Annotated in this window: 10 protein-coding genes; 4 read left to right on the top strand and 6 right to left on the bottom strand. The window is 68.9% G+C overall.

Features of this window, described 5'->3' with window-relative positions:
- Positions 1–173: 173 nt before the first annotated feature.
- The 3 genes from ftsZ to N5096_RS14380 form a co-directional block, all read right to left on the bottom strand.
- Complete coding sequence (gene ftsZ, locus N5096_RS14390) at positions 174–1,388, bottom strand: cell division protein FtsZ (RefSeq protein WP_267665497.1); 1,215 nt, start codon at positions 1,386–1,388, stop codon at positions 174–176.
- Positions 1,389–1,392: 4 nt separating this feature from the next.
- Complete coding sequence (locus N5096_RS14385; RefSeq protein ID WP_004595187.1) at positions 1,393–1,572, bottom strand: ribbon-helix-helix domain-containing protein; 180 nt, start codon at positions 1,570–1,572, stop codon at positions 1,393–1,395.
- Positions 1,573–1,786: 214 nt separating this feature from the next.
- Positions 1,787–2,383 carry a double zinc ribbon domain-containing protein gene (locus N5096_RS14380; RefSeq protein ID WP_267665496.1) on the bottom strand — a complete coding sequence of 199 codons (597 nt, stop codon included), beginning with the start codon at positions 2,381–2,383 and terminating at the stop codon, positions 1,787–1,789.
- A 180-nt stretch (positions 2,384–2,563) separates the two neighbouring features.
- Between N5096_RS14380 and N5096_RS14375 the strand changes: the two genes are divergently transcribed.
- From N5096_RS14375 to N5096_RS14365, 3 genes are read left to right on the top strand one after another with little or no spacing between them, the layout of a single operon-like run.
- On the top strand, positions 2,564–2,983 hold the full coding sequence (locus N5096_RS14375) for a DUF7518 family protein (protein ID WP_267665495.1): 420 nt from the start codon (positions 2,564–2,566) through the stop codon (positions 2,981–2,983).
- Positions 2,984–3,005: 22 nt separating this feature from the next.
- Positions 3,006–6,596 (top strand): chromosome segregation protein SMC, encoded by a 3,591-nt coding sequence (smc, locus tag N5096_RS14370; protein WP_267665494.1) that lies wholly within the window; start codon positions 3,006–3,008, stop codon positions 6,594–6,596.
- On the top strand, positions 6,589–7,578 hold the full coding sequence (locus tag N5096_RS14365) for a segregation and condensation protein A (protein ID WP_267665493.1): 990 nt from the start codon (positions 6,589–6,591) through the stop codon (positions 7,576–7,578). The genes smc and N5096_RS14365 overlap by 8 nt, the downstream gene beginning before the upstream one ends.
- A 342-nt stretch (positions 7,579–7,920) precedes the next feature.
- Here the strand turns inward: N5096_RS14365 and mtnP are convergent, their stop codons facing one another.
- From mtnP to N5096_RS14350, 3 genes are all read right to left on the bottom strand, one after another.
- On the bottom strand, positions 7,921–8,787 hold the full coding sequence (gene mtnP, locus N5096_RS14360) for an S-methyl-5'-thioadenosine phosphorylase (RefSeq protein ID WP_267665492.1): 867 nt from the start codon (positions 8,785–8,787) through the stop codon (positions 7,921–7,923).
- A 66-nt stretch (positions 8,788–8,853) separates the two neighbouring features.
- On the bottom strand, positions 8,854–9,849 hold the full coding sequence (locus tag N5096_RS14355; protein WP_267665491.1) for a YeiH family protein: 996 nt from the start codon (positions 9,847–9,849) through the stop codon (positions 8,854–8,856).
- Positions 9,849–9,989 (bottom strand): hypothetical protein, encoded by a 141-nt coding sequence (locus N5096_RS14350; protein ID WP_267665490.1) that lies wholly within the window; start codon positions 9,987–9,989, stop codon positions 9,849–9,851. The genes N5096_RS14355 and N5096_RS14350 overlap by 1 nt, the downstream gene beginning before the upstream one ends.
- A gap of 134 nt (positions 9,990–10,123) precedes the next feature.
- Here N5096_RS14350 and N5096_RS14345 point away from each other — a divergent pair, with 134 nt between their 5' ends.
- The gene (locus N5096_RS14345) at positions 10,124–11,593 is read left to right on the top strand and encodes an HD domain-containing protein (protein WP_267665489.1); all 1,470 of its coding nucleotides are present in this window, start codon (positions 10,124–10,126) and stop codon (positions 11,591–11,593) included.
- The last annotated feature ends 51 nt before the right edge of the window (positions 11,594–11,644 follow it).

Raw genomic sequence — 11,644 nt, 5'->3', positions numbered from 1 at the left:
AGCAGAAACTGCTGACGAGTGGCTCAGATCGTTCGCTTTCGCATGGAATCAGCTTATCTGAACACTACGGTCGGGCGGGTCGAAGCCGGCATGTAAACTGGCGGGCGGACGCGCGCCGACGGGTCGAAAATGAGATCGAAACCGGACGTCGGTGGCCGGCGGCAGCGGGACGCCTAGCGGATGACGTCGAGACCGTTGCTCTTCTCGGTCGGCTCGGTGCCGCCGTCGGACTCCCAGCCCTTGTCGGCGCCGCCGGAGGCCGTCGCGCCGGCGGTGCCGTTCGTCTCGGCCGCCCGCGAGCGCGAGTCGCCGAGGTCGTCGGCGTCCACCGCGGCGCGGGACTTGTCGGCCTGCTTCTGCGTCGAGGGGCCGAGCACCTGCGCGCTCTGGACGCCCGTCATGATCGCCATGACGCGGACCTTTCCCTTGTACTCGTCCTGGATGCGGGCGCCCCAGATCACGTTGGCGCTCGCCTCCAGTCGCTCGGTGATGTTGTTCGCGATCCCCTCGGCCTCCTTCAGCGTGAGGTCCGGGCCACCCGTGATGTGGACGAGTCCGCCGGAGGCCCCGCGGTAGTCGACGTCCAAGAGCGGGTGGTTCATCGCGTCGTTGACCACCTCTTGGGTCTTGTTCTTGTCCTGGGTCTCGCCGACGAGCATGACGGCCACGCCGCCCTGGTTCATGATCGTGGACATGTCGGCGTAGTCCAGGTTGATGAGGCTCGGCTGGGTGATCGTCTCGGAGATCCCCTTCACCGTCTCCGCGATGATCTGGTCCATCACGGAGAACGCCTTCCCGATCGGCAGGTTCGGCACGTAGTCGAGCAGTCGGTTGTTGTCGAGGACGATGATCGAGTCGGCCTCGTTGCGGAGGGTCTCCAAGCCTTCCTCGGCCTTCACGGTGCGGGCGCGCTCGACGTTGAACGGCGTCGAGACCATCCCGACGACGATGGCGCCCTGCTCTTTGGCGATCTTCGAGATGACCGGCGCCGCGCCGGTCCCGGTGCCGCCGCCCATCCCGGCGGTGACGAAGACGAGGTCGGCATCGCCGAGCACCTCCTTGATCGTCCCCTGGGCCATCTCGGTCGCGCGCTCGCCCATCTTGGGGTCGCCGCCGGCGCCGAGCCCCTGCGTGAGCGACTTGCCCACGAGGATCTTGGTGTCGGCCTCAACCATCTTGAGGTGCTGTTTGTCCGTGTTGATGGCGACGGTGTCGGCGCCGTTGACGCCGATGTTGTACAGCCGGTTGACCGTGTTGTTCCCGGCGCCGCCGGCACCGACGATGACGATTCGGGGGTCCCCGAACTCGTCGTCGTCCATGTCGACGTCGTCCATGTCGCGCTGCTCCGCTTCCGCGTTGTCGAGGGCGTCCTGAACGAGATCTTGCATCAGTTTACACCTTCGCCCAGTTGCGGTTGCGGCCGCGCTCGTCGCGCTCGCCGTCCTGTTCGTTCAACATGTCGCGGACGGCCGACCGGATCGCCTCGCTCCGGTTCGGGAACTCGCCCGTCTCGACCATCTGTTCGACCTCGTCTATCTGCTGTTTCGGGATTCGTAGTGTCACACGCTCCATTGGTATTCCCCCGGTAAGACGGTGAACACGCGACGCGTGTGTCTTACGGCGACGGGTCGCCCGTCGGCGGGGTCACCCCGCCGCGGACGGTCGCTGTAAGACGACCGTCTTACGCAGTTTGAATCACCGAGGCTATCAATATAAAGCTACCGGCGAGTGTAAGACAACCTCGGAAACGGGCGAATTCGGACGTTTCGGACGCTTTACCGGCCTATCAGTCGTTCAACACGTCCGCAGCGGGGGTTCGGCGGCCGCAGCCGGGGCAGAACGCCCAGTCGGTCCGCAGCTCGTCGCCGCAGTCGCAGAACGCCCTGTGAGACTGCTTTTCCCCGCAGTTCGGGCAGTAGACGTGGTCTTCGGGGACGCTCTCCCCGCAGCCGCCACACGCGTTCTCGACCGGGGCCACCTTCGACGGCGTCTTACGCGGCTCGGTCTCGGCGTCCGCCGACGTCTCACGTGTCACACGCGCGTCCTCCGCGTCGCCGTCAGGGGCGTCGAGAGAGACGTTCACGTTGATCTCGGCCGGGTTTCCGGGCGCATACGTCGCGTCGGACGGACCGGGCCGTCCGCCGAGCCGGTCGTCTAACGCCGCGTCGAGCCGCTCGGCGATGAGGTCGTCGACCCGCTCCGCCAGCGCGGCGTCGACCGTCTCGCCTGGGGCGGTCGAATACGCATCGTGAGCGGTCGGACCCGCCTCGGCGTCGTCGAGGTGGGCGCGGAGGGCCTCCCGCATCACCTCGCTCTTGGAGGCGTCACACGCTTCCAGCCGCTCGACGAGGTCGTCGTCGGCCCGGAAGGTGATCTTGCTCATACGAACGCCATGTCGACCGCACTACAAGTATCTTCTCCCCCGATATCGGACGACGGCGGATCGGCGTTTCGTCCGCCCGAAACGACGCCCCGAGCCGCCGCGGCCGGCGAGAGTCATGACACATGGTCACACATGTGTCTGACGCAGGTTTATACGCCCCGCGTGGGCATACGTGTGTATATGAGTAACCGCGTCGAGGACCTCGAACGACAGGTCGCGGAGCTGCAGGCGGCGGTCAACGGGCTCACCGAGGAGCTGGTCGAGATGAAAGAGCGCGTCCGACAGGTGGAAGACGCCCAAGAGGTGTCCGTGGCGGCGGACGCCGCCGGCGAGGACGCGGGAGCCGCCGAGAGCTCGGAGGGATCGGCCGGGGCGGCCGAGTCCGCCGGTGGCGAGACCCGGACCCACTCCGACGACCACGTGGAGGTCGTCGAGCGGACGGGCGACGGGGAGGCGACCGACGGGACCGCGGACGCCGACGCCGATGGCGACGACATGGTCGTCTCCGAGCAGGAGGCGACGACGCCGGACGCCGAGGCCGGCGAGGCCGACGGGGAGAGCGACGACGAGGAGTCCGACAGCGACATCATCGTCGCGTAACCCGTCCCCACTCCCGCGCCACATGCACATCACTGAAGTCGTTCTGGACGGGTTCAAGAGCTTCGGGCGGACGACGAGGATCCCCTTTTACGACGACTTCACGGTCGTCACGGGGCCGAACGGCTCCGGCAAGTCGAACATCATCGACGGCGTCCTCTTCGCGCTCGGACTGGCGCGCACCCGCGGGATCAGAGCGAAGAAGCTCACGGACCTGATCTACAACCCCGGTCACGACGGCGGAGAAGACTCCGGCGGGCCGAACGAGGCCTCGGTGACGGTGGTGCTCTCGAACGAGGACGGGGCCCTCGACCGGTCGCAGGTGGTTTCCGCGGCCGGCACGGAGAACGTCGGCGACGTTTCCGAGATCACGATCAAACGGCGCGTCAAGGAGACCGAGGACAACTACTACTCGTACTACTACCTCAACGGGCGCTCGGTGAACCTCTCGGACGTGCAGGACCTGCTCGCGGCCGCCGGCGTCACGCCGGAGGGGTACAACGTCGTGATGCAGGGCGACGTCACCGAGATCATCAACATGACCCCCTACCAGCGGCGAGGGATCGTCGACGAGATCGCGGGCGTCGCCGAGTTCGACGAGAAGAAGGAGGCGGCCTACGAGGAGCTGGACACGGTCGAGGAACGGATCGGCGAGGCGGACCTCCGGATCGGCGAGAAGGAGGACCGGCTCGACCAGTTGGCCGACGAACGCGAGACCGCCCTCCGGTATCAGGAGTTCCGCGACGAGTTGGAGGAGTACCGCGGCTTCCTCAAGGCCTCCGAGCTGGAGGAGAAGCGCGAGGCGCTCGACGGGGTCGAAGGCGACATCGACGACGCGGAGGGGGAGCTCGCGGAGCTCCGCGAGGAGCTCGACGCGAGGCAGGGGAAGCTCACCCGCTTAGAGGAGGATCTCGCCGACCTCAACCACGAGATCGAGACGAAGGGCGAAGACGAGCAGATCCGGATCCGCTCGCAGATCGAGGAGGTAAAAGGCGAGATCTCGCGGCTCGAGGACAAGATCGAGGCGGCCGAGGAGCGCGCCGCGGAGGCCGAGACGGAGCGGCGCGACGCCTTCGTCCAGATCGACCGGAAGGAGGAGACGATCGAGGAGCTCGAAGCGGAGATCCGGGAGGCGAAAGTCGAGAAGGCCTCGGTCAAGTCCGAGATCGCGACGAAGCGGTCCGAGCTGGCGGACGTCGAGGCCGAGATCGAGGGCGCCGACACCGAGTTCGACGAGCTCAAAGGCGAGCTGGCTGAAAAGAAGGAGGCAATCGAGTCGCTGCGCGAGGCGAAAAACGAGAAGCAGCGCGAGAAGGACCGACTCCTCGACGAGGCGCGCCGCCGGTCGAACGCGGTGAGCGAGGCGCGGACCGAGCTGGAGGAGGCCCGCGAGTCGCTGCCGGAACATAAAGCGCGGATCTCCGAGCTCCGCAGCGAGCTCGACAAGGCCGAGAAGAACGAGGCGACGATCGAGGAGGTCGTCGCCGACCTCTTCTCGGAGAAGGCCGAGCGGAGCGAGGACCTCGAGGGAGTCGAGGAGGAGCTCCGCGAGCGGCAGAACGAGTACGCCAAGCTGGAGGCCGCCGCCGACGAGCGCGGCGACACCTCCTGGCCGCGTGCGGTGACCGAGGTAAAGAACGGGGGCATCGACGGGGTCCACGGCGCGGTCGGCGAGCTCGGGTCGGTCGAGGCCGAGTACGCGGAGGCGTGCGAAACCGCGGCCGGCGGCCGGCTCGCGAACGTCGTCGTCGACGACGACGGCGTCGGCTCGACGTGTATCGACTACCTCAAGCGGCGGAACGCGGGCCGGGCGACGTTCCTCCCGATCACGGAGATGGACGACCGGAGCCTCCCGCGGAAGCCCTCGCTGCCTGGCGTCGTCGACTTCGCGCGGAACCTCGTCGACTACGACGCCGAGTACGCCTCGGTGTTCTCGTACGTCCTCGGCTCGACGCTCGTCGTTGAGGAGATGGACACGGCCCGCGAGCTGATGGGCGACTACCGGATGGTCACGCTGGACGGCGACCTCGTCGAGAAGTCGGGCGCGATGACGGGCGGCTCCGGGGGGGGCTCGCGGTACGCGTTTACCAAGTCCGGCGGCGGGAAGCTGGAGCGGCTCGCGACCGAGATATCGGAGCTGGAGGACGAGCGACAGTCGCTGGAGGCGGAGATCGACGACCTCGAGGCCGACATCGACGACGCGCGCGACCGGAAGGCCGACGCCGCCGAGCGCGTCCGGTCGCTGGAGGCCGACGTTGAGCGCGCCGAGGAGGACCTGGCGGATGCCGAGGAGCGCATCGACGAACTGGAGGCCGAACTCGAGGAGCTGGAGGCCGAACGCGAGTCGGTCGACGAGGAGATGAGCGAGCTGGACGCGGCGCTCGACGAGCTCGACGGGGAGATCACGGCGCTGGAGGACGAGATCGAGGAGATAGAGGCGGAGCTCGCCGATTCGAAGATTCCGGAGCTCTCCGAGCGCGCCGACGAGATCCGCGGCGACATATCCGATCTGGAGGACCGGATGAGCTCGCTCGACGGGCGGCAGAGCGAGCTGGAGCTGGAGAAGGGGTACGCAGAGGACGCGGTCGACGAGCTTCACGACACCGTCGAGGAGGCGCAGAACCGGAAGGCGGAGGCCGAGGAGACGGTGGCCGAGCACGAGGCCGCGATCGAGGGGCGGGAGGCCGAGCTCGGGGAAAAGAAGGCGGCGATCGCCGACCTCGAAGCGGAACTGACGGAGCTGAAGGCCGACCGCGAGGACCTCCGCGAGGCGATCAAGGCGGCGACCCGCGAGCGCGACGAGCAGCGCTCGCTCGTCGCCGAGGCGGAGTCCGACCTGGAGGACCTCACCGACCGCCGCGACCGGCTGGACTGGGAGATCGACGAGCTGGAGTCGCAAGTCGGCGAGTACGACGCCGACGCGATCCCGGACCTCGGCGAGGTCGAGTCGCGGATCGAGGAGCTGGAGGCCGAGATGGAGGCGTTAGAGCCCGTCAACATGCTCGCGATCGACGAGTACGACGAGGTGCAGGAGGCGCTCGACCGGCTCCAGGAGCGCCGCGACGTTCTCGTCGAGGAGCGGGACGCGATCGAAGAGCGGATCGAGGGGTACGAGGCGGCGAAAAAGGAGACGTTCATGCAGACGTTCGAGTCGATCAACGACCACTTCGAGGACATCTTCGCGCGCCTCTCCGCCGGCAGCGGGGAGCTCCTGCTGGAGAACCCCGAGGACCCGTTCGAGGAGGGGCTGACGATGAAGGCGCAGCCAGCGGACAAGCCGGTCCAGCGGCTGGAGGCGATGAGCGGCGGCGAGAAGTCGCTGACCGCCCTCTCCTTCATCTTCGCGATCCAGCGGCACAACCCCGCGCCGTTCTACGCGCTTGACGAGATCGACGCGTTCCTCGACGCGGTCAACGCCGAGCGCGTCGGCGAGATGATCGAGGAACTGTCCGCGGAGGCGCAGTTCGTCGTGGTCGGCCACCGCTCGGCGCTGCTGGAGCGCTCCGACCGCGCGATCGGCGTCACGATGCAGGGCGACAACCTCTCGGCGGTCACGGGAATGCAGTTCGGCGAGGACGCTGACGACGGCGACGAGGAGGTGACCGCGGATGACTGAGGAGTCGGGGGACGTCCCCGACCTCGATCTGACGAGCGAGCGCGACGGCGGCGGGGTTCCCGGAGCGGGCGTCGCGGGGGACGGCGGCGCAGACGACGGCGAGGCCGGCGACGACGGCGAGGCCGGCGACGACGGCGAGGACACCGAGAAGGTACCCGGCGAGGACACCGAGGAGGTACCCGGCGAGGACGGCGAGGTCGAGCCCGTCGAGCTCCTCGTCCAGCTCGCCGAGGAGGGCGAGATCGAGCCGTGGGACATCGACATCGTGCAGGTGACCGACGCCTTCCTCGAGCGGCTCGACGAGACGGACCTCCGGACGACGGGTCGGGCGCTGTTCTACGCCAGCGTCCTGTTACGGATGAAAAGCGACGGGATGCTGGCGGACGACGACGACGACGAGGAGCCCGAGCCGGAGCCGTGGGAGGTCGCGATGGAGGGCGGCGCGCCGGACCCCGCCGACGGCGACTTCGACCCGATCGACGAGCTGGAGGCGGAGATGGACCGGCGGCTCGACCGGAAGAACACCCGGGGTTCCCCCGAGACCCTCGACGAGTTGGTCCGGGAGCTCCGGGAGGCCGAGCGCGACTCGTGGTGGAAGGAGTCCCGCGAGTACGACACCTCCGAGTCGCCGCACGGGTACGACCGCGGCACCCAGACCCTCGACTACCACACCGGTGACGAGTTCCGGCGGGAGGGCGAGCCGACCGCGGGGGAGGCGACCGACCGCACCCACGACGAGGACATCGAGGAGGTGATCGTGGCGATCGACAACGCCCTCCGGACCCACTTCGACCGCGGGCGCACGGAGGTGTTGTTCGCGGAGATCGAGACCGCGGGCGGGCGCCCGTTCATGACGTACCTCGCGCTGCTGTTCATGGCCCACCGCGGCTCGGTCCGGCTCCAGCAGGACGACTTCTTCGGCGACCTGTGGGTGAAAGACCCCACGGCGATGACGGGCGAATCCGAAGCGATCGCGGACTAGTACGTTTACGACTTCGTCACCGGTTCCGAGGTCATTGCCGATCGCTTATAAATAGCTGATTGCGGATCGGCGGAGAACACCTCCAAAGCCCCAGTCGTGAGGACGCCGTACGCTCGCTGCGCTCCTCAGTCGCTCGTTTCACTCGCTCCCTGCGGTGCTTACGTCGCCTACGGCGTCCTCGCGACTGCCCCTTTGAGTCCTCCCGACCGTCCCGCACAGCAGCCTCACGCCTCCCCAGCCTCGCGGCTCCCTCCGCTTCGCTCCGGTCGCCGCGTCCCTCGCGCGTGCGACTCATGCCCTTCGGGCGTTCGTCGGCACGCGCCACCGCACGGCTTCGTCTATTTATAAGTAGTCGCCCAGCAGCGGCTCGACGCGTTCCTGCGTTTCTTCCGGAATCGCCTCGGTCGGTGTGTTGACGGTGCCTTCGAGGGACGTGTGCGCGTCACACTCCAAGTCCTCGGGGAGCGTCCGCACGGCCGCCTCGACGGCGGCCTTGATCGCCGTCTGGTTCCGCTCCGCGTTCTCCAGCACTTCTTCGAGGGTGACCTCGCTGTCCGCCTTCCAGACGTCGTAGTCGGTGACGCCCGCGATCGTCGCGTACGCGATCTCGGCCTCGCGGGCGAGTTTCGCCTCCGGGATCGCGGTCATGCCGACGAGGTCCCACCCTTGGCTCTTATAAAACTCCGACTCCGCGCGCGTCGAGTACTGCGGGCCCTCGATGCAGACGTAGGTGCCCCCTTTGACGACGCCGGTGTCGGCGGGCGCCGCCGACTCCGCGGCCTCGGTGAGGTGGTCGACGAGTTCGGGGCTGTACGGGTCCGCGAACGGCTGGTGGACGACCACGCCGTCGCCGTAAAAGGAGAGGTGCCGGTGTTTTGTCCGGTCGTAGATCTGGTCGGGGACGACGAGGGTGCCGGGCTTCAGCTCCTCCTTCAGACTCCCCACCGCGTTTGACGCGAAGATGTGGGTGACGCCGGCCTTTTTCAAGGCGTACATGTTGGCGCGGTACGGGAGGTCGGTGGGCGAGACGCCGTGTTCGGAGCCGTGCCGCGGGAGGAAGGCGACTTCCTTACCCGTGTCGGCGAACTCGCCGATCGTGATCGCGTCGCTCGGCTCGCCGTACGGCGTGTCGTACTCGACCTCGCGCACGTCGTTCAGGGGGAGCGCCTCGTAGATGCCGCTGCCGCCGATAAAGCCGATGGTGCTCATACGCGGAGTGCGCCCGCTCGCTACTTATAAGGAGTGAACGCGGGCGGCGGCGCGCCTCGGGGCGCCTCACAGCAGCCACCGCACCGCCGCCAGCGCGAGCGCGCTCACGACGAGCAGGTGGACGAGGACGGCGCCGACGGCGGCCCCGCCGACCTCGCGCATCTCGCGGACCCGAATCGAGAGGCCGAGGCCGACGAACGCGAGGGTGAAGAGGGCGTCCGATACGCGCCCGATCGACTCCAGCGCGGCCGGCGAGAGGAGCCCGCTGTTCGCGATCGCGGCGACCGCGAGGAAGCCGAGGAGGAACTTCGGGAACTCCGCCCACAGCCGGCGCACGCCGGGCTCGGTCGCCGATCGAGCCGTGTACGCGAGCGAGTAGACGACGGCGACACCCCCCAACAGGGAGTTGCGCGCGAGCTTCGTCACGGTCGCCCACTGGCCCGCCTCGGGCGAGTGCGCGAACCCCGCGGCCGCGACGGGGCCCGTCGAGAACATGCTCACGCCCGCCCAGACGCCGAACTGGCGGCCGGTGAGTCCGAGCCACTCCCCGGCGATCGGGAACGCCACGAGCGTGACGGCGTCGAAGAGGAGGATCGTTGCCGCCGCGAACGTGATCGCTGACCCGCGCGCGTCGAGCACGCGCCCGATCGCGACGACCGCGGAGACGCCGCAGATGCTCGCGCCGGCGGCGAGCAGCGAGGGCGTCGTCCCGTCCAGTCGGAAGAGGACCCGCGCGATCGCCTCGGCGAGCAGGAGCCCGCCGCCGACCGCGACGACGACTATGCCGAGCACGGTCGGCCCCGCCGCGAGGAACTCCTCGACGACGACCGCGGCGCCGAGCAGGACGATCCCGGTCTCCAAAAAGAGCTTGTCGACGCCAACCCCCGGTTTCGCAGCCTCTGGCGTGCCCACCGTGTTGCCGGCGAGCGCGCCGAGCGCAACCGCGACGACGAGCGGCTGCAGCCCGTCGACCGCGCCGGCGACGAGGTGCGAGAGGAGCGCGCCGGCGGCCAGCAGCGCGAGACCGGGGAGGTACGGTCGAGCGGCGGCGACGACGCCCATCAGAAGACGCCCGCGGCCTGTCCCGCGGCGTGGGCGGCGACGACTCCCAGCCCGAGCGCGAGCGCCTGCCAGCCCCGGTCGAGCGCGAGCCATCGATCGACGAGCGGGGAGGCGGTCCCGTCGCCGGCGTCCGATACCATGCGTGTAGATCGCCGCGCTCGCTACTTATAAGGACGGAATCGGGACGTGCCGTGGGGAGAGGGGCAAACGGTGGCCGGGAGGGGAGAGGGACCGAAAGAGGCAGGGCCCGGGCGGCCGTCCCTCGGACATCCGGATGGCCACCACCCAGATCAAAGACCCCGTCCACGGCTACGTGGAGCTGCCGGACGCGCTCGTCGACGGCGTCGTCGACACGCGTCCGTTCCAGCGCCTGCGGTACGTCCGGCAGCTCTCGGCGACGCACCTCGTCTACCCCGGCGCGAACCACACGCGGTTCGAGCACTCGCTCGGCGTCTACCACCTCGGTCGGACCGTCTTCGAGAACCTCCGCCGCCAGCCGTACGTCACGCAGAACGTGACGACCGACGAGCTCGAGGAGATCCAGCGTACGCTGGAGTGCGCCTGTCTCCTCCACGACGTCGGCCACCCGCCCTTCTCGCACCTCTCGGAGGGGTTCCTCGACGAAGGCGCCCTCCGCGAGCGGATCGTCGACACCGGGCTGATGGACGCCTTCGACCGGGCGGGCGTCGGCGGGGCGCCGCTCCGGTCGGCGAGCCCGCACGAGCTGCTCGGCTGCGTCCTGATCGTCGAGGAGTACGGCGACGCCCTGCGCTCGTTCGACGTGGACCCCTTCGAGGTGTGCGCGTACGTCCTCGGGTACAGCCTCGCGTACGAGCGCGGCGAGCCCTGGCAGTACGGGGTCGGCGCGCAGCTGCTTCACTCCCCCATTGACGTCGACCGGCTCGACTACATCACCCGCGACAACCAGATGACCGGCGCCGGCGTGTTGAGCTTCGACGTCGACCGCATGGTCGACGCCTACACGGCCCACCCCGAGGAGGGGCTCGCGCTCACCGAGAAGGCGCTCTCGACCATCGGCAACTACCTCGAAGGGCGGATCGCGCTGTACATGTGGGTCACCCAGCATCACAAGGCGGTCTACGCCAACCGCCTCCTCCAGGAGCTGCTCGGCGAGTACGAGGCCGTGACCGGCGAGAGTCCGGTGACCGTCGACGGGGTGCTCGCCCGGGAGCTCGACGACAACGCCGTGCTCGAACGCCTCCGGATCGCGGCCCGCGAACACCCCGACTCGACGCTGGCGTCGATGTACGACCGGTTCCGCGGGCGGCGCTTTCCCGCCACCTGCTGGAAACACCGGATCGCGCTCGCCGACCGGATCGGCGGGGAGCTCAGCGGCGATCTCGGCGACGGGGACGACGAGGGCGACGGGGACGAGGAGACCCGCGACGACGGACGCGCCCCCGACCTCGACGACTTCACGGCGTGGCTCACCGAGAGCGACGACCGGCTGGAGCGGCTCCTCGCTGACGCGCTCGACGCGCCGGTCCACGAGGTGTGGATCGACCGCTCGTACGTCCCCGCCTACGACCCCGACGAGCTGGAGGACATCCCCATCGCCTACGGCGGGACGACGCGGTCCGTCGGCGACTGGGGGCTGTACGGCGACCGCGCGTTCGACGTGCCGATCCCCTTCGTGTTCGTCCCCGACGGGACGAAGCGGCGGGCGATCCGGGTGCTCCGAGAGGCGTTCGAGCGGGAGGTCGTCGAGGAGACGCGAACCTGACCCGGACGGGGACGCCGTCGACGGCCGGCGCTCGGACGGGTGCGCGAAACC

It is taken from the genome of Halorubrum yunnanense (genome assembly GCF_026586675.1).
Taxonomy (GTDB): Archaea; Halobacteriota; Halobacteria; order Halobacteriales; family Haloferacaceae; genus Halorubrum; species Halorubrum yunnanense.
This window is presented reverse-complemented; position numbering and strand designations above follow the sequence as displayed.

What these genes read in the sequence shown, in the direction of transcription:
- ftsZ (WP_267665497.1), bottom strand. Translation starts at nt 1,388, where the DNA reads ATGCAAGATCTCGTTCAGGACGCCCTCGACAACGCGGAAGCGGAGCAG.
- N5096_RS14385 (WP_004595187.1), bottom strand. Translation starts at nt 1,572, where the DNA reads ATGGAGCGTGTGACACTACGAATCCCGAAACAGCAGATAGACGAGGTC.
- N5096_RS14380 (WP_267665496.1), bottom strand. Translation starts at nt 2,383, where the DNA reads ATGAGCAAGATCACCTTCCGGGCCGACGACGACCTCGTCGAGCGGCTG.
- N5096_RS14375 (WP_267665495.1), top strand. Translation starts at nt 2,564, where the DNA reads ATGAGTAACCGCGTCGAGGACCTCGAACGACAGGTCGCGGAGCTGCAG.
- smc (WP_267665494.1), top strand. Translation starts at nt 3,006, where the DNA reads ATGCACATCACTGAAGTCGTTCTGGACGGGTTCAAGAGCTTCGGGCGG.
- N5096_RS14365 (WP_267665493.1), top strand. Translation starts at nt 6,589, where the DNA reads ATGACTGAGGAGTCGGGGGACGTCCCCGACCTCGATCTGACGAGCGAG.
- mtnP (WP_267665492.1), bottom strand. Translation starts at nt 8,787, where the DNA reads ATGAGCACCATCGGCTTTATCGGCGGCAGCGGCATCTACGAGGCGCTC.
- N5096_RS14355 (WP_267665491.1), bottom strand. Translation starts at nt 9,849, where the DNA reads ATGGGCGTCGTCGCCGCCGCTCGACCGTACCTCCCCGGTCTCGCGCTG.
- N5096_RS14350 (WP_267665490.1), bottom strand. Translation starts at nt 9,989, where the DNA reads ATGGTATCGGACGCCGGCGACGGGACCGCCTCCCCGCTCGTCGATCGA.
- N5096_RS14345 (WP_267665489.1), top strand. Translation starts at nt 10,124, where the DNA reads ATGGCCACCACCCAGATCAAAGACCCCGTCCACGGCTACGTGGAGCTG.